This is a genomic window from Rhizobium sp. ERR 942, assembly GCF_007828395.1.
GTDB classification, from domain to species: Bacteria; Pseudomonadota; Alphaproteobacteria; order Rhizobiales; family Rhizobiaceae; genus Rhizobium; species Rhizobium dioscoreae.
This window is the reverse complement of record NZ_VIUA01000010.1, coordinates 79,227-103,023: the sequence shown is the minus strand read 5'-3', so window position 1 is coordinate 103,023 and position 23,797 is coordinate 79,227. Positions and strand designations below refer to the sequence as shown.

Sequence of the window (23,797 nt, the reverse complement as noted above, 5' to 3'; positions counted from 1 at the left end):
TTGGGGATGAAATCTCCAAAAGTGGCCTATTTTCTTGCACCAGAGGCGATTTCCGTGGAAGAACCATCTCATATCACGGAATTACTGGAAGGCTGAAACCATGGACGGCGTCACTGTCATCGATCACCCGCTTGTGCAGCACAAGCTCACAATCATGCGCAAGAAGGACACGTCGACGGGCAGCTTCCGCCGACTGCTGCGCGAGATTTCGACGCTGCTCTGTTACGAAGTGACGCGCGACCTCGAACTGACGATCGAGACCATCGAGACGCCGCTGCAGCCGATGGATGCGCCGATCCTAGAGGGCAAGAAGCTGGTCTTCGCCTCGATCCTGCGCGCCGGCAACGGCCTGCTCGAAGGCATGCTCGATCTCGTGCCCTCGGCGCGCGTCTCGCATATCGGCGTCTATCGCGATCACGAAACGCTGCAGCCGGTCGAATATTACTTCAAGGCGCCCGAGGACATCTCCGAGCGTCTGATCATCGTCGTCGATCCGATGCTGGCAACAGGCAATTCCTCTATTGCCGCGATCGAGAAGCTGAAGGAGCGAGGCGCGCACAATATCCGCTTCCTGTGCCTGCTGGCGGCTCCCGAAGGCATCGCCAATTTCCGCAAGGCACATCCGGATGTGCCGGTCTTCACCGCCGCCATCGACAGCCATCTCAACGAGAAGGGCTATATCGTGCCCGGTCTCGGCGATGCCGGCGACCGTATGTACGGCACGAAGTAAATCCGCTCTAATACTTTTTAGGAAGCCCGGCAGTTATTCAACTGTCGGGCTTTTTATTGATTGCATTAGCGTCCTTTCAGCACACTTGGCCTATAGATGGCATGGCCCGCAGGAGGGGCCTTGCCGATGCTCGTTCGTGTTCTTGCCTTTGCCGGTGTCATCGCCGTTGCGGCGACCCAGGTGCCGATGCTGGTAAGCAGCTATAGCGAACATGCCGCGAAACCCGCACCGGTCGAAGCGGTTTCGCTTGCTCCACCGAAGGCGGAAGCTCCCGTTTCCTATGGCAGCGTTCAGCTGCGCGCCAATGCGGGCGGTCACTATGAAGGCGATTTCACCATCAACGGCCGCGCCGTGCACGGGATGATCGATACCGGCGCGACCTATGTGGCAATGAACGAGAGCACGGCGCGCAGCCTCGGCTTCAGCGGCGTCGATCTCGACTATCGCTACACGGCCCAGACCGCGAATGGCGCTTCCAAAGTCGCCTACATCAAACTCGATCGTCTGGAAATCGGGACGATCCGCGTTCGCAATGTCGATGCCGTGGTGGCGAAGGACAGTGCGCTCGGTACGACGCTGATCGGTATGAGCTTCATGAAGAAGCTGAACTCTTTCGGGGTTCAGAACGGCAATTTGGTGCTGAAGCAGTAAGACAATCCACCTCACGGGCGCCGCTTACGCCTATCTGGCTGCGTCCGTCAGATCCTGCCGAGGATGACGGGCGACAAAGCCGGCGCCGCCTCCATAAGGCGATAGTTGGCCGAAAGATCGGCCACTGCCTTCTCCGCGCTTGCCTCGTCCGCCGCGTGTACGGTGGCGATGCGGTCACCTTTGCTCACCTTCGTGCCGAGCGGCAGGATGTCGCTAAAGCCGACGCGATGATCGATCCTGTCCTGCGGACGACGGCGACCGCCGCCGAGATCGATGACGCTCATGCCGATCCCGCGCGCATCGCAGGCACCAAGCCAGCCATCGGCAGCAGCCAGAACCGGCTTCTGCACCGGTGCGCTCACCAGATAGCGCTCCGGACGCTCAAGCAGATCGACCGGACCGCCAAGGCCATGCACCATGCGGCCGAATATCTCTGCCGCCTTGCCGGATGCCAAAGCCTCGCGCGCCCTGCCCTCCGCCTCGGCAGCGTTCGCAGCAATGCCGGCCTGAACGAGCATTTCGGATGCGAAGGCTAGCACGACCGTTTCGAGCCGCATGCCTGCCTTGTTGCCCTTCAGGAAATCCAGACAGTTACGAAGCTCGACCACGTTGCCGGCCGCATCGGCCAAAGGCTGGTTCATGTCGGTGATCAAAGCCGAAGTCTTAACCCCGCCGCCATTCGCCACCTCCACCAGCGAGCGCGCCAGCGTCTCCGCCTCCTCAAGCGAAGTCATGAAGGCGCCGCTGCCGATCTTGACGTCGAGCACCAGCGTTTCCAGCCCGGCCGCCAGCTTCTTCGACAGAATGGACGCTGTAATCAACGGTACAGAATCGACGGTCGCGGTCACATCGCGCACCGCATAGAGCTTGCCGTCAGCGGGAGCCAGCGCGCCGGTCTGGCCGATGATGGCACAGCCGATTTCTTCGACCACCTTGCGGAAACGGGCCGCATCCGGCGTGATCCCGTAGCCGGGGATGGATTCCAGCTTGTCGAGCGTGCCGCCAGTATGACCGAGACCACGGCCGGAAATCATCGGCACGGCAAGACCGCAGGCGGCGGCAATGGGTGCGAGCATCAGCGAGACATTGTCGCCGACACCGCCGGTCGAATGCTTGTCGGCAATCGGCCTGCCGATGCCATCCCAGGAGAGCGTATCGCCGGAGCGGGCCATGGCGAGCGTCAGCGCCACCGTCTCCTCGCGCGTCATGCCGCGAAACCAGACGGCCATGGCAAAGGCGCCGATCTGGCTTTCGGCCAGTTCGCCACGCCCCAATGCGCCGATAAACGCATCGATATCGGCGGCCGAGAGGGTGGCGCCGTTACGCTTCCGGCGGATGATCTCCTGCGGGATCATGGATCAGTAGCCTGACGAGGCCGTCTTGGACTCGCCGCCAGCCAGCACGTTCAGAATATCGTCGAGCAGGCTCGATGCACCGAAACGGAAGGTCGAAGGCATGGCCCAATCTGGTGCCATGATGGTCTCGGCAAGGCTCAGATAAAGCGCCGCATCGGAAACGGAGCCGATGCCGCCGGCAGGCTTGAAGCCGACCTTGCGACCGCTGGCGCGGATGGCCCGCAGCATGATGTCGGCAGCCTCGAGCGTCGCGTTGACAGCAACCTTGCCGGTGGACGTCTTGATGAAATCGGAGCCGGCGTCGATCGCAAGTTCCGACGCGCGCCGGATCAGCGCGGTATCCTTGATTTCGCCGGTTTCGAGGATGGTCTTCAAAAGCACCGGGCCTTTGCATTCTGCCCGCACGGCGGCGACCATATCGGTGACGGCCTGTTCATTGCCGGCCAGGAAGGCACGATAAGGAATGACCAGATCGATCTCGTCGGCGCCATCGGCAATCGCTTCGCGCGCTTCGGCGGCCACATCGGCCACCTCCATATCGCCGCCGGGGAAATTCACCACGGTCGCGATCTTCACGGCATGATCGGTGCCGAGAATGCCGCGCGCCTGCGCGACGAAGCGCGGCCAGATGCAGATGGCGGCCGTATTGCCATAGGGGGATTGCGCGCGGGCGCACAGCGCCTCGATCTGCGCCGGCGTGCAGTCATCCTTGAGATTGGTCAGGTCGAGAAGGGAAAGCGCAACGGCTGCCGTTTCTCTCAGGGAATGGCCCGTCATTCTGAGTCTCCTTCATCCGCGATCATTTCTTTCAGGATGGCGGCAAGGCGTGCGCCGCCGACCGGAGCCATGTCTTTCGTCTCTTCATGCGAGAGTTCTCCGCCGGTCATGCCAGCACCATAGTTAGTGATGACGGAGGCAGCGGCAACCCTTAGACCGAAAAGACGCGCCAAGATGACTTCCGGCACCGTCGACATGCCGACGGCATCGGCGCCAAGGATGCGCGCCATGCGGATCTCTGCCGGCGTTTCGAAGCTCGGGCCGGAAAACCACATATAGACGCCGTGCGAAAGCTTGATCTCGGCCTTTTCCGCCGCCTTGCGCATGCGCATGATGAGGTCGGTATCATAGGCGCTCGTCATGCCGACGAAGCGCCTGTCGCTTTCCTCGCCGATCAGCGGGTTCATGCCGGAATAGTTGATGTGATCGGTGATTTGCATCACCGATCCCGGCGGCATCTCTTCCCGCAGCGATCCGGCCGAGTTCGTCAGGATCAGCGTGTCGACGCCAAGCGCTTTCAGGGTTTCGATCGGCGCGCGCATGGCATTGGCGTCGCCCTTTTCATAATAATGCACACGACCGGAGAGCATGATGACCGGGACATCGCCGAGCTTGCCTGCGACCAGCGTACCGGCATGGCCTGATACGGCGCTGACCGGGAAGCCGGGCAGGTCGGCATAGGGAATGCGCAGCGCGTCCTTGACCTCATCCACGAGAGAGCCGAGGCCGGAGCCCAGGATGATGCCATAGCGCGGCTTCAATTCGCCGAGCTTCTCGGTGAGGATATCGACGGCCGCGCTCATCCGAGCACCTCCGTTTCGAAGCTGAAGGGCAGCATCTCGTCCATGGTCATGGTCTTCCTCACGCCGGTTTCGTCGCAAAGATAGATGCGCGTCTCCTTGCTGGCAAATTCGGCGATCTTCTGCCGGCAGCCGCCGCAAGGCGGGCAGAGCGGCAGTTTCTCGGCGATGACCGCAATCTCGACGATCTTCTTGGCGCCGCCCATGATCATCTGGCCGATCGCTGTCGGTTCGGCGCACCAGCCCTGCGGGAAGGAGAGGTTTTCGATATTGGCGCCGGTATAGATCTTGCCGTCCTCGGCGCGGATCGCCGCGCCGACCGGGAATCTCGAATAGGGAGCATGTGCGAACGCCATCGCGCCACGCGCGGCCTCGAACAGATCATGCGACATGGGTTTAGCGCTCCTTGGTATAGGGCACGCCACCGGCCTTCGGAGGCTTGGCGACGCCGATAAAGCCTGCAAGCAGGATGCAGGTGAGGATATAGGGCAGCGCCTGGAAAATCTGTACCGGCACCTCGCCAATGCCTGGAACCGCCTTGCCCTGCATGAAATTGGCGAAGGCATCGAGGAAGCCAAACAGGAGGCAGGTGAACATGACTGGCACCGGCTTCCATTTGGCGAAGATCAGTGCGGCGAGAGCGATATAGCCCTTGCCCGCCGACATGTTGTTGATGAAGGCGGCCGACTGGGCGATGGCGAGATAGGTGCCGGAGAAGCCGCAGAGAATGCCGGCAACGATCAGGGAGCGATAGCGCAGCCATTCGACCGAGATGCCGGCGGTATCGACCGCGCCCGGATTTTCACCGACCGCACGCAGCCGCAGACCAAAGCGGGTGCGATAGAGGATCCACCAGGAGATCGGCACTGTGAGGAAAGCCAGATAGGTCAGGATATTGTTGCCCGAGATGACATTCGCATAGAGCGGCCCGATGAACGGAACGTCACGAAGGGCATCGGCGCCCGGCAGGGTGATGCCGGAAAAGCGGGCGGTAGCAGGCAAAGTCGGCGTGCGGCCACCCTGACCGAACCAGGCTTGACCGAGAACGATGGTCAGGCCGGCCATCAGGAAGTTGATCGCGACGCCCGAGACGATCTGGTTGCCGCGATTGGTGATCGAGGCGAAGCCATGCAGCAGACCGACGAGGACGGAGACGAGAACACCGGCGCCAAGACCGGCCCACGGCGAGCCGCTGATCGAGGCGACGCAGGCCGCAGCGAAGGCCGAAGCCAGCATCTTGCCTTCAAGCCCGATATCGAAGATGCCGGCACGCTCGGAAAACAGGCCTGCCAGCGCTGTGAAAATCAACGGAATCGACAGGCGGATGGTCGAGCCCAATATGCTGATGAGAAGATCATAATAATCCATCGTCCGATCCTCACGTCCTGGCGAATGTCTGGTAGATGCGCACAAGCGCAGGTCGGAACATATATTCGAGCGCACCGGCAAACAGGATGACGAGACCCTGGATCACCACGATCATGTCGCGCGTGATGTTCGGCATGTCGAAAGAGAGCGCATCGCCACCCTGATAGAGAATGCCGAACAGGATCGCCGCCACGATGATGCCCAGTGGATGATTGCGACCCATCAGCGACACGGCAATGCCAACGAAACCTGCACCGAGCACGAACTCCACCTGCAGACGCGCGGAAGCGCCCATGACCGGATTGAGCGCCATCATGCCGGCAAGGCCGCCGGAAAGCAGCATGGCGATGATGACCGTGCGGGCATAGGGAATGCCGGCATAGACCGCAGCGGTGGGGCTAAGACCCAGCGTGCGCATTTCATAGCCGAGCTTGGTGCGCCAGATGAGCACCCAGACGAGGAAGCACATGACGAGCGCGATCAGGAAGGAGACATTGAGCGGCGCAGCACCGATGGTCGAGCCGAACAGATCCATCAACCAGCCGAGCTTCGGCAGCTGGCCGCCCTCCAGAAAGGTGCGGGTCTCGGGAGCCATCTTGCCGGGCACAATCAGCACATGCACCAGCAGGAAGTTCATCATCGCCGAAGCGATGAAGTTGAACATGATCGTTGTGATGACGACGTGGCTGCCGCGCTTGGCCTGAAGCCAGGCCGGGATGAAGGCCCAGAGCGCCCCGAAGATCGCCGCGCCGATCACAGCAAAGGGCATCGTCACATACCAGGGCACGTAGCGGTCAAGTGTCAGCGCCACAAGGGCACAACCAAGACCGCCGAGATAGGCCTGACCTTCCGAGCCGATATTGAACAGACCGGCATGGATGGCGACAGCGACCGAAAGGCCGGTGAAGATGAAGCTCGTCGCATAATACAGCGTGAAGCCGATGCCTTCGCCGCTGCCAAGCGCGCCCTGCAGCAGCAGCACGAGCGCATCGAGCGGGCTCTCGCCGATGAACCAGACGACGAGGCCGGAAATCAGGAAGGCAACAATCAGGTTGAGAAGAGGGATCAGGCCGTAGGTGATCCAGTTCGGGAGCGGAACGGAAGCCGTGCTCATATACGCCTCACGCGGCAATGCCGGCCATCATTAGGCCGAGTGTTTGTTCACCGGCCTCAGCCGACTTTTCACCGACGATGTGGCCGGCGAACATGACGAGGATACGGTCCGAAAGCGCACGGATCTCATCCAGCTCCACCGACACCAGCAGGATCGCCTTGCCGGCGTCGCGCATCTCGATGATGCGGCGATGGATGAATTCAATGGCACCGATATCGACGCCGCGCGTCGGCTGGCCGATCAGCAGCGCCTTCGGGTCGCGCTCGATCTCGCGGGCGACGACGATCTTCTGCTGGTTGCCGCCGGAGAAATTGGCGGTCTTCAGCCGCGCGTTCGGCGGGCGGATATCGTATTTCTCGATCTTCTCGATCGCATCCTTGCGCATGGCGTCGAGATCGAGCATGCCGCCGCGCCCGTATTTGCGGTCGCGGTGATAGCCGAGCATGGAATTCTCATATTCCTCGAACTTGAGGACGAGGCCCATGTGATGGCGGTCTTCGGGAATATGGGCAAGGCCGAGATCGCGAAGAGCTGCAGGATCGGCGTTGCCGATCGGCTTGCCGTGCAGAAGGATCTCGCCCGAAGCCGGCTTGCGGATACCGGCGATGGCCTCAAGCAATTCCGACTGGCCGTTGCCGGCGACGCCGGCGATGCCGACGATCTCGCCGGCGCGGACATCGAAGGAGACATTGTCGACCATGGTGACGCCACGGCCATCCTTGACGGTGAGATTGCGCACCGAGAGCAGGATTTCGCCCGGATTGGGAGCGCCCTTCTCGACACGCAACAGCACGCGGCGTCCGACCATCAGTTCGGCCAGCTCCTCGACAGTGGTTTCCGCCGTCTTACGGGTGGCAACCATCTCGCCGCGGCGCATGACTGATACCGTATCGGTGATCGCCATGATTTCGCGCAGCTTGTGGGTGATGAGAATGATCGTCTTGCCCTGATCGCGAAGCACGCGGAGGATGCGGAAGAGATTGTCGGCTTCGGCCGGAGTCAGAACGCCGGTGGGTTCGTCGAGAATGAGGATCTCGGCGCCGCGATACATCGCCTTCAGGATTTCGACGCGCTGCTGCTGACCGACGGGAAGCTCCTCGATCAAGGCGTCCGGATCGACTTCCAGGCCGTAATCCTTCTCCAGCCGGTTGAGCTCGGCGCGCGCGGCCGCAACGCCCTTGGCGAGAAGTGCGCCGCCTTCGGCGCCCAGCATGACGTTTTCGAGGACGGTAAAATTGTCGACCAGCATGAAATGCTGGTGCACCATGCCGATACCGGCTGCTATCGCCGTCTGGCTGTCGCGGATGGCGATCGGGTTGCCGTTGATGCGGATCTCGCCGCTATCAGCATGATAGAAGCCGTAGATGATCGACATCAGAGTCGATTTCCCGGCACCGTTTTCGCCGATGATCCCGTGGATCGAGCCCTTGGCGACGGTCAGGTTGATATCTTTATTGGCGTGGACAGCACCGAACTTCTTGTCGATGCCCACGAGCTCGATGGCGGAGATTTGGTTCACTATAGGGGCTCCAGAAACCGGTTTCCGGATAAGAAAAGGGCGTATGACGTTTTGCTCCGTCATACGCCCTTAATTCATATCAGTTCTTCGGGCAGGCGTTGTCGGTCAGATAGTCGTGGACCTTGATGGTGCCAGCGACGATATCGGTCCGCGCCTTGTCGACCGCAGTCTGCATTTCCGGAGTGACGAGCGGCTTGTTGTTGTCGTCCATGGCGACGGTGACGCCATCTTCCTTCAGGCCCAGTTCCTGGGTGCCGGCCGTGAACTTGCCGTTCTTGGCATCGCTGAAGGCATTGTAGACTGCGAGGTCGACGCGCTTGACGACGGACGTGAGAACGGAACCCGGATGCAGGTAGTTCTGGTTCGAGTCAACGCCGATCGACAGCTTCTTGTTGTCAGCAGCCGTCTGCAGCACGCCGAGGCCAGTGGCACCGGCAGCCGCGTAAACAACATCGGCGCCCTGGTCGATCTGGTTCTTGGTGAGCTCGCCGCCGCGAACCGGATCGTTCCAGGCGGCACCGGTCGTGCCGGTCATGTTCTGGAAGACTTCGATCTTCGGATTGGTGGCGCGTGCGCCAAGCTCGTAACCGCATTCGAACTTGCGGATCAGCGGAATGTCCATGCCGCCGACGAAGCCGACCTTGCCGGTCTTCGAAGCCATGGCGGCCATGACACCGGCGAGATAGGAGCCTTCGTTTTCCTTGAACTTGACCGAGCGGACGTTCGGCAGATCGAGGCTATCGTCGATCAGAACGAATTCGGTCTTCGGATATTCGGCAGCAACCTTCTGCAGCGCGGAGGTCCAGGCGAAAGAAACGGCGATAACCGGATTGAAACCCTTGCTGGCGAAGTTGCGCAGTGCCTGTTCGCCCTGGGTGTCGCCCGTCGGCTCGAAGTCGCGGTAAGCGATGCCGGTTTCCTTCTTGAACTTTTCAGCGCCGTTATAGGCAGCTTCGTTGAAGGACTTGTCGAACTTGCCGCCGGTTCCGTAGACGATTGCCGGCTTGATATCGGCCGCAAGCGCCGTTGCCGACATGGCAGCCAGGGCGAAAAGGGTCAAAAGGGATTTTTTCATGTGGTGCAGCCCTATTGTTTCTATCTTGTTGGGTCCTCCCGCAAGCCCGTTGATCGGGCAAGTCTGCGGAACTGCCGGCCTCCCCCGAGGCCAAGCTGGCGCGCATCCTTGCATGGCTGCACGAAAAATTCACGAGAAATTTTTCAGTTGGTAAAGATTTGTGGGAATTGGTGAAAACCCATCCAAACGACCCGTTTTTTAAACAATTTCGGGCCAAAACTGCAATTTTATTGGTCAGAACAGCTGCCGCTCAGCTCTCCGCAACCGCCAGTTCTGCAGCTCGCCGCATTGCGACGGAGCCGCCGCCAATTCCTTCCGACGCCATTCAATTCCCTGAATGGCACAGACCGAAAGTCACGCGCCGAACCCCTCACGCGCTGAAGCGGCCGGCTGCAGGCTGGCGCTTGTAGGCGACCATCCACAGCAACAGGGAAATCACCAGGAAGACGGCGAAGGCCGGCTGAAACAGCAGCCATTGCATCGCCATGTCATAGAAACGGGGATGAACATAATAGGCAATCATCGAGCGGAGGCTTGCGAGCGACGACGGGCTGACATCGTTCCACGCATCGCCCATCGGGGTCATGACCACGGCGGAAGCCGCAACGGACTGAATGGAATCGATGGTGCCGGCGATCACAGCCACCACCAGCGCGACAAGGCTGGCAAAACGCAACAGGAAACGCATAAACTCCTCCCGATACTCACTATGTTCAGCCTTCGCGGGCCGACCGGTCTTATGCCGCCTCATCTATTTCATTAGATAAGTTGCGTGCAAAATAAGCGCAATGGGGAGGAGATGCAGAGTTTTGCGCCAACAAGTCAAAAATCTGTCAGATTCGGGTTGATTGCCAGGAATTCATCGGTATATATCGCGGCCGTTCCGACGATTTGCTTCCTGACCGGGTGCGAAACGCCAAAGGACAGGTGGCCGAGTGGTTTAAGGCGCACGCCTGGAACGCGTGTGTACGTGAAAGCGTACCGAGGGTTCGAATCCCTCCCTGTCCGCCATTTTCATCCACTCTCTCCCGCTTGCATTACGCCTCCAGGCAATCCAACAGCTCAGAGATCGCTCGTTGATAGTTCGCCTGCTCCACGTCGGCTGGTGTCGACTGGAAACCGTCGCCCTCACTTTCTATGGCGACGGCAAGGGCTGCACCATGGGTGTAATCGACCAGAATATGCACCCATAGCAGAGCACGCGACGGCGAAAGGCCAAGTTCTTTCAGCAGATCCGTCAGGCTGTCCGTGATCCTTCTTGCATGGTCAGGGAACACGGCGGGCCGGTTGAAGATGGCAAGCGTCAGACCGGGATGGCGCAGCACCTTTGCCCGGTACGCTCCCAGCAGGCCCTCTATCCGCGACCGAACCGTTCCTTCCGGAGGCATGGCAACATCGGCATAGACGCTCTCCGCCAATGCCTTGATCAATCCGTCCCGATCCTGGAAATGATGATAGATCGTCATCGGGTTGACGTTCGCACGCATAGCGACTGCGCGCATCGTCAGATTTTCAAAACCCTCGTCATCAAGCAGAGCCAAGGCCTCTGAAAGGATCCTTGCCGGCGACACGCTGTTCTCGTCGGCACGTGGCCTGCCTCGGCTTCGCTTGGTCATGGTGCAATTGTGTAGGTCGATTGTACCAGCCCGGAGGGAAACGGGCGGGTACTTACGTGCGTGAGATTGATGTCGCGCGAGACCGGGCCGAACAGCGGGCGGCCGCTGCCGAGCAGTATGGGAACGCGGGTGATCACCAGATCGCTGATCAAGCCTTCCCGAAGGAAAGACTGGATGATCCGTCCGCCGTCCACATAGACATGGCGGCAGCCTTCCGCTTCGAGCATGGCCATAGCCTGCTGCGGCGACTTCCGCGTGAAACGGACTTTGCCGGCCAACTCAGCCGGAACCGGCTGCTCCGCCAAATCGGCCGAAAGGACGAGCACCGGGCGCGTATAGAACCACGGCTTCATGTCGCGGACCGCCTCGAAGGTGCCGCGGCCCATGATGATGGCGTCGATGTCCCTGATGAAATCATTGTAGCCATGGTCTTCGCCGGACGCGTCATACTCGAGCAACCACTCGATGCCGCCGTCATCGCGAGCGATGAACCCGTCCAGGCTGGCTGCAATAAAAACGTGACCAGTGATCATTTCGCACCTCCATATTTATACATTGTATAATTATGGCTTGCTAGCGCTGTCAAGGATGGCTGATGCAAGGTTTCGCTGAGAGCCGCCGATGCGTCCCGGTTCGCCGAACCATCGCAACGCCGCTTCGGCAGCGGCATCCATGTCAAGCTCTGCCTCGCAAACCCAGGCAACGACGCCATCGGGCCGCACGAGCAAGGCGCTCAAGCCAAGCCGATCCCTGGCGTCGCTGGCGATATAGGTAATCCGGTCGCTCCAGCGGCTTGCAAGCGCTTCAAGGGAAGCACGAGCATCGAAATCCAGAAGCAGGCCCTTGCCCGTCCTGAGGAGATTGCCGAGCTTTGTCCCATCGGCGAGCTCAAAATCGGGAGCGCTGCGGCCGATGAGCGGATGGCTCCCGCCAAGTTCATAGCGGAGAGAAACGCCCCAGACGCGCTCGGCGAAATAGGTGGCGCCGTCGCGCGTCTCGATCAGATCGCGGATAATGGCTTCGAGGGCACGCGAGCTCGGGCTTGGCCGCATGAGTGCGACTTGCGCGCGTGACCAATCAAGCACCTGCGCACCAATAGGATGCCGTTCGCTGGAATAGGTATCAAGCAATCCGTCAGGCGCATCACCGCGGATCGTGGCGGCAAGCTTCCATGCAAGATTCATCGCATCGCCAAGTCCAAGGTTGAGCCCTTGGCCGCCCAAGGGGGAATGGATGTGCGCGGCGTCGCCGACAAGCAGAATGCGTCCCCTGCGATAGCTGGTCGCCTGATAGGCGCGGTCCGTCCATGTGGTAGCAAGCTTCAGCGCCGTTAGAGTGACGTCGGTGACGGAGATGCGCCGCAGCACCGCCTGCACATGGTCGAGCGTGATCGGCTGGGTCCGGTGGAAAGCGCCGCCATCGAAGTCGACCATCGTGATCGTCCCGGGAGGCGCATAGGTGTACATGCCCGTCGCGGTGTAATGGCGGCCAGGACGAAGCTTGTCCGGCTCCGCCATCTCGATTTCGGCGGAATAGCCGGTGAATTCGGGATCGGTGCCGACGAACTCGAAGCCGCCGGTCTTGCGGACGATGCTGCGGCCGCCGTCACAGCCAACGAGCCAGCGCCCGCGAAAGGTCTCGTCTCCGGCGCGAACGACAACAGCTTCATCCGACTGCTCGAAGCTCTCGACACCGAAGCCGCGCCTGATCTCGGCGCCCATGGCCTCCGCACCCGCCGCAAGGACAGCTTCGAAGCTTTCCATCTCGACCATCAAGCTGGTGCCGGCCGGGCTTGGCAGACGATAGAGCCACTTGGACGTGTCGATATTGTCGTAAAAGAACTGGATGCCGGCAAAATGGCCGCCTGGGCGGCGCGACTGGTGCATCCAGTGTGCGGCCAGTGAAGCGCGATCGCCCGAGCCGTCTTTGGCAGGTTTGGGCGCGGCAATATCATCCAGCAGACCGCGACGATAGAAGGCTTCGATGGTTGGCGAGGAAAGGCCGCGCATGCCGAAGGGAAGGCGCTTCAAGGGCGAGCGCCGATCCTCAGCCTGCTCCAGCACCGATACGGAGAGACCGGCGAGACGCAGCTCGCAGGCGAGAAACAAACCGACGGGTCCGCCGCCGGCAATCAGAACATCATGAATCAAGGCAGAACTCCTCAGGCGAACAGCGCCGCAAGGGCGTCAGACATTCCGGCTTCGGCCCATCTGAGCCGGCGCGAGTCGCTGAAAAACGTCCACCCCATTCGGGTGGCGACGTTTCCAGTCACGGGAACAGTCATAAAACCGGTGCCAATTTCACCGATTTCGTGATTGCAATGCAATTTTTACACTCGGTATAAATTTACTTATGGTATAAAATATCGTCATGTCAAACCAAATCAAACTCCGGGACCGCAAGAAGGAGATGACGCGCCAAGCGATCTCCAACGTCGCGACACGCCTGTTTGTCGAACATGGCTTCGACAAAGTCTCCGTCGCCGATATCGCCTACGAGGCTGATGTCGCCAGGAAGACGGTGTTCAACTACTTCCGCCGCAAGGAGGATCTGGTCTTCGATCGTGAAGACGAAATACGGGAGTTGGTCCGGCAAGCGCTCGCCGATCGCGGCCGAGAGCCACCAGTCCGCGCGTTCCAGGCGCTGATGCGGGACCTAGAGGAAACGCAGCATCCTCTGTTTAGGATTACGGAACGCCCCATCCAATTCTGGCGCATGGTGGCGGAGAGCCCGACGCTGACGGCATATGCACGCGGGCTGCAGGTGACGCTTGCTGACGATCTCTCGAGAATGCTCTCCGACGCGGCGGGCCGGCCGCGCTCCGATGCGGATGCACATCTTGCAGGCGCAATGCTGATGGCGACGCTGGTGACCGCCTATGGCGAGGCGCTGCGCGTCTTTCGGGAAAAAGGAGATCCTCAAGCCGCTCTGCTTGGTGTCATGGAGCGGGGCTTTGCCGGTGTCGACGCCGCTCTTGCCGGGACGCCGTATGTCTGACTTTGAAGCTTTCTGGATCGCAGCCTGAAAGACGAAACCCGGCCGAAGAGTCGGCCGGGTCTTCGAATACATGGTCCGTCGGACCATCGACCATCCCGCGGATCGTGGCCGATGGCGCCGGCATCACGCGGCGGAGACCTGCAGCTCTGCAAGATCCTGAAGCAGCGTCGGGCCGCTGGGTTCCCAACCCAGCTTCTGCCGGGTCTTGGCGCTGGAGGCCGGCATGTCGCGGCCGGCGAACATGGCGAGCCAGCCGAAATAATCCTGCGCCTCTTCCCTGGCGATGGATTTGACCGGGAGGTTCAGGCGCCGCCCGATCGTCTCGACGATATCGCGCATGGGCACGCCTTCCTCGGCGGCCGCGTGATATTTGGCATTCGGTTCGGCGCGCTCGACGACGAGGCGGTAAAGACGGCCGACATCGGTAAAATGCGCCGCCGGCCAGCGGCTGAGCCCGTCTCCCACATAGGCGCAGACACCCTTTTCCCGGAATATCTGGATCAAGGGCGTAATAAGCCCTTGGCTGACCGGATCATGCACCTGAGGCAACCGCACGACCGAGACATTGACCCCGATCTCGCTTGCCAGGATTCCCGCTTCTTCGGAGGCTGCCCGCGGATGCATGTCGGAACCGGCAATCGGGTTATCCTCTCTGGCCGGCTCGCCCGGCACCGTGTTGGCGATCGGCGTGCCCGACGTAATGACCAGCGGGCGGGCGGAACCGGCAAGTGCCGAGGCCAGCGTTGCGATGACCCGGCGGTCATCCTCGCAATTCTGGACGAATCTCGTGAAGTCATGGTTGAAGGCAAGGTGGATAACGCCGTCGGATTGCGAGGCGCCGCTTTTCAGGATTTCCGCATTCTCGATCGTGCCGTGAAGGACTTCGGCGCCGGCAGCGGCGAGCGCGACCGCCTTTTCCTTCGAACGCGAAAGGCCGAGCACCTGATGGCCCGCACCGATCAATTCCTTGACGACATGCGAGCCGACATTTCCGGTCGCACCGGTAACGAATATACGCATATGCACTGTCTCCTTATTTCGTCGGAGACAAATCTGTGCCTATCGTTTATTCTGGTAAAGTAGTGACCTTATCATAGTAAAGACACTAACAGGATGACCGATCTCATCGAAACCGAAAACGTGCTCGGGACCTATCTGAGGGACCGCCGCGCGAAACTCGACCCATCCGCCCTGGGATTTGCCGGCGAACGGCGGCGCACGCCCGGACTTCGGCGCGAGGAAGTGGCGCAGCGCGCCAATATCAGCCCGACCTGGTACACATGGCTGGAGCAGGGCCGTGGCGGCGCGCCTTCCGCCGACGTGCTGGACCGGATCGCCCGCGCGCTGATGCTGACGGAAGTGGAGCGCGAGCACCTGTTCCTGCTCGGCCTTGGGCGTCCGCCAGAAGCGCGTTACCGCAAAAATGATGGCGTTACGCCGCGGCTGCAGCGCGTGCTCGATGCACTGGAGCCGAGCCCCGCCATTATCCGGACCGCCACCTGGGACGTCATCGCCTGGAACCGGGCAGCACCGGTGATGCTGATCGATTACGGATCGCTGCCGCCGGAAGAACGCAACATTTTGCGCTATATCTTTCTCGATCCGCGTGCGCGCGCCGTGCAATATGATTGGGAAAGCGTCGCCCGTTTCGCGCTGGGCGCATTCCGTGTCGATGCCGCGCGCGCAGGCGCATCGAGTGAAATCGAGCCTTTCGTGGCGGAACTTTGCCGCATCAGCCCGGAATTCAGGGCCATGTGGCGCGAAAACGACGTTCCCGGCACCCATACCGAAGCCGTCAAACATATACGCCATCCCATCCTCGGCCCGCTGGCATTCGAGTATTCGGCCTTTTCGGTCGACGGCCGGACGGATCTCAGCATGATCGTCTACAATCCGGCAACGCCTGACGATGCCGAGCGGATCAGATCGCTGCTGCCCCGGCCATAAGGATATGCTTGGCGCAACCAACCGTCACTCGCTCATCTTTCGATTGACGGCGGCGAGGAAGGCGTCCTAAATTCCCGTCGTCGAAAATGGCTGGCTTGGTCTCGGTAGGCCCAGGCCCTTCTCCCTCATGGAGAAGCTCTGTTCCGCGCTTGCGCGGATACCCCGACAGTCCCTGCGCCTCGTGCGCGTTTCGGGTCTGCACGGTAGCCATTTGCCGATGCTCCCTCAGCAGACCATGTTCGAAGGAGCCGTACCATGTCCACTATCGATCAGTCCCAGCCCATCCTTGTCTATCTCGCCGCGGGGGTCCAAGGCAGCGCAGTCGTTCACGCAGCACTTCGGCGCGGCTTCAAGGTCCGCGCACTTATGCGAGACCGAAGACGCGCCTCCGCACTCTCGGCGCTCGGCGTCGAGCTGGTCGAGGGGGATCTTCGCGATGCGGCTTCGCTTCGCGCCGCCAGCACCGGCATCACCCACGCCGTGCTGCAGATTCCGATCGGATCACAAGGCGACATGCGCATCCAGGCGGATAATGCGATATCCGCTTCTCTCGACCAAGGCCTGAAATCCCTCATTCTCAAGCTCGCCAGCGCCAGCCGCCCGGCACCTTGCCAGGAGCCAAGCTTTGTTGCCAACGCAATGCTCGAAGATGTGGTCCGCGCGTCAGGCCTGCCCTTCGCAATCGTCCGCCCGACCATGTATCTCGATAATCTCCTGAAGCCATCAGCGCGCAAAGACATTGTTGGCGAAGGGATCTTCGCGCCGCCGATTGCCGAAGCCCAGCGTATCGCCTGGACCTCGGTCGATGATTGCGCCCGGGCCGCCATTACCCTTCTGGAACGTGGCATCACCTCTGGCGATCATCGCATTGCCGGGCCGGAAAGCGTTGATGGAAACGAACTCGTCTCGCGGATCGGTGCTGGACTCGGTCGCCTCATCGCCTATCGCCAACAGCCGCTCGACGAGTTCGAGCGGGATGTCGACGCTGCGATGGGGCCGGGAACGGGGCGCCGCGTCGCCTCGAAATTCCGCTTCTTCGCATCGCATCGGGGAGAGGCGGATGCGATGCTGGCCGTGCCGTTCAAGCCGCAAGCCGGCCTTGAGGATTTCAAGCCGACAGGCATCGAGGAATGGGTTCGCCAACATCGGGCACAGTTCTTCGATACGAAACAAGCGCCATCAGGCGGCCAGGGCTGATCGACAGGATACGCCTTCAATCGTAATAGGCCGGGGCATGCTTGAACCGAGGCCATGCTTCGGGATCATGCCCCGTCACCACCATCGCATCGGTCTGTTCGGCAAGCGTGCGAAGCTTGCCGACGGATCGCACCGTGTCGACGGCGGAAGCCAGGAAGCCAGGAAGAGCCTTTTCGTTCCAGTGATCGAGCGTGTAGGCGGCATCGACGGTCAGTAATATTGCCCCCGTCTTCGGGAGCCGTACCAGGAAGGATTGGTGGCCGACGCTATGGCCCGGCGTGAAGATCATCCGCAGCACGCCGTCACCATAGAGATCGTAGCCATCGGTGGCGGCACCCTCCAGAAAGTGCCATTTCAAGCCGGGACGATCGAAATCCCGGCGAACATAGGCACTGGCGGCGAACCAGTCCGGCGCGAAGGCATATTCATATTCGAGGCGCTGGACGATGTGGGTCGCGTTGGGGAAGCGGCCGATCGCGCCGCTATGGTCGGAATGCAGATGAGAAAGCACGACGAAGCGGATATCTTCACCGGATATGCCGAGCTTCGCCAGCTGCGCAACGCATCCCTGCTCCTCGGTCATGAAGGGTTGGTAGCCGTCGACCGCATCGCCCCAATAGCCACGCGGATCGCCTAAACCCTCGCCCGCCAGCCCTCCATCGATGATGACATTGCCCTTCGGATGCGTCAGCAGAAACCAGGGAACCGGGATTTCGTAATCGGCGCCGCCACCCTGATTCATCCTGATGTCGTGGGCCTTGCAGCGCTGCGTGCCCGATTGAAACATACAAAGCCTGATGTCGCTCATAAGCCTGACCTGTGATTTGCGATTGGGTGCGGAAACACGCGTCGTTTTCGGTGATCGAAGGCTCTGCCACTAGGCGGCACCATCCACTTACATTTATCGGCTGATCCGATATATTGGCGCACATGGATCTATTGGTGGCGATGCGCGTCTATGTCAGGGTGGTGGAAAGAGGCAGCATGTCGGCCGCCGCCCGCGATCTCGGCATGGGGCAGCCTGCCGTCAGCGAGCGGATTGATCGGCTGGAGCAATATCTCGGCGCGCGGCTGCTGCTTAGAAACACCCGCAAGCTTTCCGTCACGGATGTCGGTGCCACCTTTTATGAGCGCAGCAAGCAGGTGCTCGAAAGTGCCGACGATGCGCTGACAGTCGTGGATGGCGATCAGTCACTGCGTGGCACGCTCAAGATCGCCGCGCCGCATGGCGTCGGCGAGATCATCCTTCCGCCGATCCTGCTGCAGATGCGCAAGCATCATCCGCTGCTCAAAATCGACCTGATCCTCAACGACAGGATCGTCGATCCCGTGACGGAGGGCGTCGACATCTCGCTGCGCCTGGGGGATCTCGACGAGGGCAGCTTCATTGCCCGCAAGCTCGGCCATGTCGGCCGCGTGCTGGTGGCATCGCCTGCCTATCTCGATGAGCATGGGACGCCCACGATGCCCGACGAACTTGCCGACCACGCCTTCCTGCGGGTCTCCGGCCTGTTCAACAACGGCCGGATTCCATTGATCGACCCGGACGGACAGTCCGAACTTGCCGCCGTCGATATCGCCTTGAGCACCAGCCATTGGCGGCCGCTGCACCGCCTGCTGCTCGATGGCGCCGGTATCGGCGTGCTGCAGGAGCCGGTCTGCACCGAGGATCTTGCCGATGGCAGACTGATCTGTCTGCTGCCCGGCTTTACAGTGCCGGGCTTCGATCTCAATGCGCTCTATCCGGCGATAAGACCGATTCCGCCGCGGATTCTGGCGGTTCTCTCCTTGCTGGAAGAACAGTTGCCGGGGATTCTGATCAAGCAAGCCTGAGCGCTGGAAAGCTAGCCGACGCCCTGGGTCGCCACTTTTGGCGTTGCCCGCAAGGTCAGCGCCCAGAAGAGCAGCGTTGTCAGGCTGATGGCAGCACCCGAGATGCAGACGCCCGGCCAGCCGGCATGAGCATAGATGATCGTCGCTGTCGATGATCCCACTGCGCTGCCGATGGAGTAGAAGATCATATAGGCGGCGGTCAACCTGTTCTGCGCGTCCGGCCTGACACGATAGATCATGCCCTGATTGGTGACGTGCACCGCCTGCAGGCCGAAATCGATGACGAGGACACCGAGAATGAGCCAGAGGATCGAACGATCCAGCATTGAAATCGGTAGCCAGGCAACGAGCATCAGCGCCAGTGCAATGCCTGTCGTGCGTTGACCATGGCCGCGGTCGGCCCAGCGCCCTGCCCTGACGGCGCCGAGCGCGCCCGCCGCTCCGGCCAGGCCGAACAGGCCGACCTCGGTGTGAGACAGCGAGTAAGGCGGCTCGGTCAGCGGCAGCACCAGAGGGGCGAGCAGCGTGGTGATATTGGCGAAGATCAGCATGGCGATCACGGCGCGGATGCGCAGGACCGGTTCTTCAATCAGCAGAGTGCCCAACGAGCGGATGAGGCCGACATAGGAAAGTCCGCGCCTCGGCTTCTCTTGCCTCGGCAGCACGCGCCAGAGGAGAAGCGTGATTACCAATGTTAGCACGGCGGAGACGATGTAGACGGTCCGCCAGCCGGAGAAATCGGTCAGCGTGCCGGCAACGCTGCGCGCCAACAGGATGCCGAGGACGATGCCGCTTGTGACCATGCCGACGATATGGCCGCGCTCGGTAGGGTGCGCGAGGCTCGCCGCATAGGCGACCAGCGCCTGTGTCACGACGGCCAGAAAGCCGACGGCGGCCATGGAGGCGAGCAGCATCGCCGCACTGGACGAGAAGCCGACGCTGATGAGGGCCGCCACGCTCAACAGCGATTGCACGATGATGAGCTTGCGCCGGTCGACAAGGTCGCCGAGCGGCACCAGCAGGATCAGGCCGAGCCCATAGCCGAGCTGTGTTGCGCCGACGATGAGGCCGGCAGCCGTGCGCGACAGCTTCAGATCATCAGCCATGACATCGAGAAGCGGATGGGCAAAATAGGCATTGGCGACAGCGAGGCCGCTCGCGACGGCAAACAGGAAAATCGTCGCTCGCGTCAAAGGCGAATTGGCCTCTCCGGAGTATTCGGCGCCCTTAAACCAACCCTTTCGTGAGGAGTGAGGGCGCAGAATGTCCTCCGCGCTGCCGGCCGGCGGCGCGTCCTGATCGATCGTCATTGCAAAACTCCCGATTCTTCGGTTTAATAATGAAACCAACGATCGAGTAACATTATTGGTTTAATCATGCAACCATTCTTGCGAACAAAAGACCGGAAAGGCTGAGCCGATGGTCGCGCGGAAAAGCCTGAAGGGTGACTATTGCCCAAGCGCGCGTTCGCTCGACGTGATCGGCGACTGGTGGTCGCTCCTGATCGTGCGCGACGCCTTCGATGGGCTGACCCGCTTCGGCGAGTTTCAGAAGAGCCTGGGGATCGCCAAGAATATTCTCACCGAGCGCCTGCGCACGCTTGTCGCGAGCGGCATCCTGGAGCTTGTACCAACAAGCGAAGGCGGCTCGCGCATGGAATATCGGCTGACGGCGATGGGAAAGGATCTCTTCCCGGTCATGGTGGCATTGCGGAAGTTCGGCGAGCGCCATCTCTTCGCGCCGGCGGAAGAGCATTCACTGCTGGTGGACCGGGCGACGGGTCAGCCGGTGCAGCTCGACATACGGGCGCAGGACGGCAGATCCATCGGCCCGGACGAAACAATTATCTTGAAGGTGCCGGAAGCGGAATAGGACAAGAACGCCGGTGTTCGGCAGACGAATAGTCCTTCGAACCGAAGCTTAAAACACCAGCGACCGGTGTAATTGCGCACCTGCCCAGGCGCCGTCGCCGACGGCAAGCGACACCGAATGCGGGAAGCGAGCGGCATCGCCGCAGGCAAAGGCGCCCGGCACGGTCGTTTCCTTCATGGCGTCTGTCTGGATCTGGATCCCGAAAGGCGTTTCCTCCAACGCGCAGCCAAGCCGCTCCGCAATCGGGCTTGAGGGCGACACACGCGACGCAGTGAAGAGCCCGGCAAACGGCAGCAGGCGTCCATCGCTGAGCCGCACGTCGGCCTCTCCTTCCAGCCTTGCGACCGGGGTTTCCTCGATCGTCACGCCACGAGCGGCGAGATCGGCGCGCTGCACCTCATCGGGGACAAAGCTGCCGTTGAGGAAGAACGTCACGTCTCCCCATTCCGGCAGCAACTGCGCCTGATGTAGCGACATCGAGCCGGTGGCGATGCAACCGATGCGGCCTTGATCGAGCTCGTAGCCATGGCAATAGGGGCAATGGAAGATGCTTTTGCCCCAACGTTCGCCCAGTCCCTCGATCTCGGGCAAGGCATCGGAGACGCCGGTTGCGAAGAGAAGGCGCCGGCCGTCATGGCGTGCACCGTCAGCGGTGGTGACGACAAAGGCATCTTTCTCGCCCTCAGCCTTTTCGGCCGTGCCTTCGATCCAGGTCAGCGTCGGATAGGCGGAAAGCTGCTCACGCGCCTTGCGGGCGATCTCGGCGGGGTCGACGCCATCCTGGCCGAGAAATCCGTGGGATTCCCGGGCAAAACGATTGCGGCGCTTGCCTGCATCGATGACAAGCACCTTGCGGCGGGCACGAAGAAGCTGGAGGGCGGCCGCCATTCCCGCGTAGCTGCCCCCAATGACGATGACGTCATAGGTCATGATAAAGCCCTTTCTGAGCGCCATTGCGTGTGACGCCGCGCAAATTCGGCGGCGAGATCGGCAAGTGTGACGTTTTCAAAGCGCTGGAGGAGCAAGACCTCGGCTTCGGCAAAAGCATCATCGAGGACGGAATTGACCGATTGCTCGACCAGGCACTCCGGCGTTTCGTTGCGATTGCCGATGGCAAAGACGGCCGGTTCGCCGAGTGCCTCATGCAACTGGCGCAGCGTGACGCTTTTGAGATCGGCCGCAATCGTCCAGCCGCCAGTGTGCCCCTTGGCGGAATGGACAATGCCCACCTCGCGCAATAGCCCCATGGTACGACGCACGACGACAGGATTGGTGTGCATGCATTGCGCCAGGGCTTCGGAGGTCAATGGTCCATCCTGCTCGGCCATGTGGAGCAGGGCGTGGAGAACGGAAGAAAGTCGGCTATCGCGTTTCATGTAACTTCAATTATTACGATTCGATCCGACATTCAAGGGTGGCCTGTTGTGATGAAGCAGGGCTGCGGCTAAGCCCGCTGTTTGAAACGAACCTCGCGTGCCGAAGCGCAAATCCTAATCTCGTCGCCGAGCGACCATTCGGCTGCCCTTGCCGCCATGGCTGCAGGCACGCCCTGCGAGCCAGGCCCGGCGGGAACATCATAAGTGGCGTGCGCATCATGCGGCAGCAGCACACCATAACCGCGCTCAAGCGCCGCCCGCGCCGTTGCGGCAACGCACATGTCCGAGAGCGCGCCGCAGATCACCAGATGCTTCGCGCCGAAAGCGGTCAGAATAGCGTCAAGATCGGTGCCGTCGAAGCCATCATCCTCCGTTTTCCTGATGACCACCTCGCCAGATAGCGGCGGAAAATGGAGTTTCCACCCCGGTTGAAACGGCTCATCCAGTGCACCGGGCGGACCATCGTTCTGCAGGAAAATCACCGGCGCCCATGCCGACCGCGCCTTATCCAGCAGGAGTTCGACCATCGCTCTCAAGGTGGCATGGCCGGGAACCGCACTCGGTCCCTCCACGAAAGCATTCTGCACGTCGACAACAAGCAGGGCATCGGCCGGCGGACGGTCATCGGAAATCTCTTGCTGCTCTCTTTCCATCGATCGGTCAGGCCTTACCTTGAAACAAACTCGGAAGCATATGGGTACCTGCAGGGCAACCCAGCAATATGAGACCGCCTCAAAAAGCGGCTTTGACAATCATCTCGGCGCCAAGCAGCAGAAGGCAGACCAGAAACCCGCGGCGGAAAGTGGCCGGGCTGACGCGATTGCGGATGACCTGGCCGGCCCACATACCGGCAAGCGCCGGGGCGATCGCCAGGGTGGAGAGTGCGAGATTGTCGACATGGAATGCGCCGTGCCAGGCAAGCGCGGCGGCCAATGCCACGGTGGAGACAGTGAAGGAGAGGCCGAGCGCCTGGACCAGAACTTCCTTCTCCAGCCCGAGCGCCTGCAGGTAGGGCACGGCTGGCACGACGAAAACGCCGGTCGCGCCCGTCAAGAGGCCTGTGACCATGCCGATGACCGGCGATAGCAGCGGTTCCAGTGTCTGCGGCACGCGAAGCTGGCGGGCAAGCAAGGCGTAACCAGCATAAAGAAGGAGGGCCGCTCCCAGTGCTGCCGAGGTCATATGCGTATCGCCAGCGGCGAGCAGATATGAGCCGGCGAAGGTTCCGACGATGATGGTGCTCACCAGCGGAGAGAAACGACGCGCAAGCACACCGAAGCTCGGACCGGCTAGAAGCTGCCAGACATTGGTGACGAAGGAGGGCACGATCAGGAGGCTCGCTGCCGTTAGCGGCGAGATGAGTGTGCCCAGCACGCCCATCGCCACGGTCGGTAGCCCCATGCCGGTGACGCCCTTGACCATGCCGGCGATGAAGAAGGTCGCGAAGATCGCCGCGAGAAGCCATATCGAATGATCCATCATTCCCTTTCAGTAGCAGAGACAAAGACTGGCACAATGCGGATGATGCGAAGCCAGCCTTCGGCTATTCCGAAGACTGGACATGCGGTAA

The 23,797-nt window shown here is 61.2% G+C and carries 26 protein-coding genes and 1 tRNA gene; 8 read left to right on the top strand and 19 right to left on the bottom strand.

The window, feature by feature from the left end; genetic code table 11:
- The first annotated feature begins 100 nt into the window (after positions 1–100).
- Together upp and FBZ97_RS30600 are read left to right on the top strand one after the other, a co-directional pair.
- Complete coding sequence (gene upp / locus FBZ97_RS30605) at positions 101–730, top strand: uracil phosphoribosyltransferase (protein WP_015338410.1); 630 nt, start codon at positions 101–103, stop codon at positions 728–730.
- 126 nt (positions 731–856) lie between these two features.
- Positions 857–1,381, top strand: a complete 525-nt coding sequence (locus FBZ97_RS30600; protein ID WP_113351456.1) for a TIGR02281 family clan AA aspartic protease — start codon at positions 857–859, stop codon at positions 1,379–1,381.
- A gap of 47 nt (positions 1,382–1,428) precedes the next feature.
- Here the strand turns inward: FBZ97_RS30600 and deoA are convergent, their stop codons facing one another.
- From deoA to FBZ97_RS30555, 9 genes are all read right to left on the bottom strand, one after another.
- Positions 1,429–2,736, bottom strand: coding sequence for a thymidine phosphorylase (deoA, locus tag FBZ97_RS30595; protein ID WP_145323338.1), 1,308 nt, complete (start codon positions 2,734–2,736; stop codon positions 1,429–1,431).
- A 3-nt stretch (positions 2,737–2,739) separates the two neighbouring features.
- Positions 2,740–3,513: a deoxyribose-phosphate aldolase gene (deoC, locus tag FBZ97_RS30590; RefSeq protein ID WP_113330625.1), complete on the bottom strand. Its 774-nt coding sequence runs from the start codon at positions 3,511–3,513 to the stop codon at positions 2,740–2,742.
- Entirely contained in the window at positions 3,510–4,316 is an 807-nt protein-coding gene (locus FBZ97_RS30585; RefSeq protein WP_145323336.1) for a purine-nucleoside phosphorylase, read from the bottom strand. The genes deoC and FBZ97_RS30585 overlap by 4 nt, the downstream gene beginning before the upstream one ends.
- A complete protein-coding gene (locus FBZ97_RS30580; RefSeq protein WP_145323334.1) occupies positions 4,313–4,705 on the bottom strand; it encodes a cytidine deaminase in 393 nt (130 codons plus the stop codon). Before FBZ97_RS30580 ends, FBZ97_RS30585 begins: the two co-directional genes overlap by 4 nt.
- Before the next feature lie 4 nt (positions 4,706–4,709).
- Positions 4,710–5,681 (bottom strand): ABC transporter permease, encoded by a 972-nt coding sequence (locus tag FBZ97_RS30575; protein ID WP_113330647.1) that lies wholly within the window; start codon positions 5,679–5,681, stop codon positions 4,710–4,712.
- A 10-nt stretch (positions 5,682–5,691) separates the two neighbouring features.
- The gene (locus FBZ97_RS30570; RefSeq protein ID WP_113330623.1) at positions 5,692–6,795 is read right to left on the bottom strand and encodes an ABC transporter permease; all 1,104 of its coding nucleotides are present in this window, start codon (positions 6,793–6,795) and stop codon (positions 5,692–5,694) included.
- Between the two features lie 7 nt (positions 6,796–6,802).
- Complete coding sequence (locus FBZ97_RS30565) at positions 6,803–8,314, bottom strand: ABC transporter ATP-binding protein (RefSeq protein WP_113391014.1); 1,512 nt, start codon at positions 8,312–8,314, stop codon at positions 6,803–6,805.
- 79 nt (positions 8,315–8,393) lie between these two features.
- Positions 8,394–9,389 carry a BMP family ABC transporter substrate-binding protein gene (locus FBZ97_RS30560; protein WP_092714625.1) on the bottom strand — a complete coding sequence of 332 codons (996 nt, stop codon included), beginning with the start codon at positions 9,387–9,389 and terminating at the stop codon, positions 8,394–8,396.
- A 370-nt stretch (positions 9,390–9,759) separates the two neighbouring features.
- On the bottom strand, positions 9,760–10,077 hold the full coding sequence (locus tag FBZ97_RS30555; protein WP_069610959.1) for a hypothetical protein: 318 nt from the start codon (positions 10,075–10,077) through the stop codon (positions 9,760–9,762).
- A gap of 233 nt (positions 10,078–10,310) precedes the next feature.
- Between FBZ97_RS30555 and FBZ97_RS30550 the strand changes: the two genes are divergently transcribed.
- Positions 10,311–10,400 (top strand) — tRNA-Ser (locus FBZ97_RS30550).
- Positions 10,401–10,426: 26 nt separating this feature from the next.
- Here the strand turns inward: FBZ97_RS30550 and FBZ97_RS30545 are convergent.
- From FBZ97_RS30545 to FBZ97_RS30535, 3 genes are read right to left on the bottom strand one after another with little or no spacing between them, the layout of a single operon-like run.
- Entirely contained in the window at positions 10,427–10,960 is a 534-nt protein-coding gene (locus FBZ97_RS30545; protein WP_246661906.1) for a TetR/AcrR family transcriptional regulator, read from the bottom strand.
- Positions 10,961–11,001: 41 nt separating this feature from the next.
- Positions 11,002–11,538 carry a dihydrofolate reductase family protein gene (locus FBZ97_RS30540; protein ID WP_113391011.1) on the bottom strand — a complete coding sequence of 179 codons (537 nt, stop codon included), beginning with the start codon at positions 11,536–11,538 and terminating at the stop codon, positions 11,002–11,004.
- Positions 11,539–11,568: 30 nt separating this feature from the next.
- Complete coding sequence (locus tag FBZ97_RS30535) at positions 11,569–13,155, bottom strand: FAD-dependent monooxygenase (RefSeq protein ID WP_145323332.1); 1,587 nt, start codon at positions 13,153–13,155, stop codon at positions 11,569–11,571.
- A 220-nt stretch (positions 13,156–13,375) separates the two neighbouring features.
- Here FBZ97_RS30535 and FBZ97_RS30530 point away from each other — a divergent pair, with 220 nt between their 5' ends.
- Complete coding sequence (locus tag FBZ97_RS30530) at positions 13,376–14,002, top strand: TetR/AcrR family transcriptional regulator (protein WP_145323330.1); 627 nt, start codon at positions 13,376–13,378, stop codon at positions 14,000–14,002.
- A 123-nt stretch (positions 14,003–14,125) separates the two neighbouring features.
- On the opposite strand, the gene FBZ97_RS30525 is transcribed toward FBZ97_RS30530, so the two are convergent.
- Positions 14,126–15,022, bottom strand: coding sequence for an SDR family oxidoreductase (locus tag FBZ97_RS30525; RefSeq protein WP_145323328.1), 897 nt, complete (start codon positions 15,020–15,022; stop codon positions 14,126–14,128).
- Between the two features lie 93 nt (positions 15,023–15,115).
- Here FBZ97_RS30525 and FBZ97_RS30520 point away from each other — a divergent pair, with 93 nt between their 5' ends.
- Both FBZ97_RS30520 and FBZ97_RS30515 read left to right on the top strand, forming a co-directional pair.
- Positions 15,116–15,949: a helix-turn-helix transcriptional regulator gene (locus FBZ97_RS30520; protein WP_113391007.1), complete on the top strand. Its 834-nt coding sequence runs from the start codon at positions 15,116–15,118 to the stop codon at positions 15,947–15,949.
- 255 nt (positions 15,950–16,204) lie between these two features.
- Positions 16,205–17,146 carry an NmrA family NAD(P)-binding protein gene (locus FBZ97_RS30515; protein WP_186449570.1) on the top strand — a complete coding sequence of 314 codons (942 nt, stop codon included), beginning with the start codon at positions 16,205–16,207 and terminating at the stop codon, positions 17,144–17,146.
- A 16-nt stretch (positions 17,147–17,162) separates the two neighbouring features.
- Here the strand turns inward: FBZ97_RS30515 and attM are convergent, their stop codons facing one another.
- Positions 17,163–17,954 (bottom strand): N-acyl homoserine lactonase AttM, encoded by a 792-nt coding sequence (attM, locus tag FBZ97_RS30510; RefSeq protein WP_145323326.1) that lies wholly within the window; start codon positions 17,952–17,954, stop codon positions 17,163–17,165.
- Between the two features lie 122 nt (positions 17,955–18,076).
- Here attM and FBZ97_RS30505 point away from each other — a divergent pair, with 122 nt between their 5' ends.
- Positions 18,077–18,979, top strand: a complete 903-nt coding sequence (locus FBZ97_RS30505) for a LysR family transcriptional regulator (protein ID WP_145323324.1) — start codon at positions 18,077–18,079, stop codon at positions 18,977–18,979.
- A gap of 11 nt (positions 18,980–18,990) precedes the next feature.
- On the opposite strand, the gene FBZ97_RS30500 is transcribed toward FBZ97_RS30505, so the two are convergent.
- Positions 18,991–20,289: an MFS transporter gene (locus FBZ97_RS30500; RefSeq protein ID WP_145323322.1), complete on the bottom strand. Its 1,299-nt coding sequence runs from the start codon at positions 20,287–20,289 to the stop codon at positions 18,991–18,993.
- 109 nt (positions 20,290–20,398) lie between these two features.
- Between FBZ97_RS30500 and FBZ97_RS30495 the strand changes: the two genes are divergently transcribed.
- Complete coding sequence (locus FBZ97_RS30495; RefSeq protein ID WP_145323320.1) at positions 20,399–20,851, top strand: helix-turn-helix domain-containing protein; 453 nt, start codon at positions 20,399–20,401, stop codon at positions 20,849–20,851.
- Positions 20,852–20,899: 48 nt separating this feature from the next.
- Here the strand turns inward: FBZ97_RS30495 and FBZ97_RS30490 are convergent, their stop codons facing one another.
- The 4 genes from FBZ97_RS30490 to FBZ97_RS30475 form a co-directional block, all read right to left on the bottom strand.
- A complete protein-coding gene (locus tag FBZ97_RS30490; RefSeq protein WP_145323471.1) occupies positions 20,900–21,781 on the bottom strand; it encodes an NAD(P)/FAD-dependent oxidoreductase in 882 nt (293 codons plus the stop codon).
- Positions 21,778–22,227: an Rrf2 family transcriptional regulator gene (locus FBZ97_RS30485; RefSeq protein WP_145323318.1), complete on the bottom strand. Its 450-nt coding sequence runs from the start codon at positions 22,225–22,227 to the stop codon at positions 21,778–21,780. The genes FBZ97_RS30490 and FBZ97_RS30485 overlap by 4 nt, the downstream gene beginning before the upstream one ends.
- A gap of 68 nt (positions 22,228–22,295) precedes the next feature.
- Positions 22,296–22,880, bottom strand: coding sequence for an isochorismatase family protein (locus FBZ97_RS30480; RefSeq protein ID WP_145323316.1), 585 nt, complete (start codon positions 22,878–22,880; stop codon positions 22,296–22,298).
- 79 nt (positions 22,881–22,959) lie between these two features.
- On the bottom strand, positions 22,960–23,709 hold the full coding sequence (locus tag FBZ97_RS30475; protein ID WP_145323314.1) for a sulfite exporter TauE/SafE family protein: 750 nt from the start codon (positions 23,707–23,709) through the stop codon (positions 22,960–22,962).
- Between the last annotated feature and the right edge of the window lie 88 nt (positions 23,710–23,797).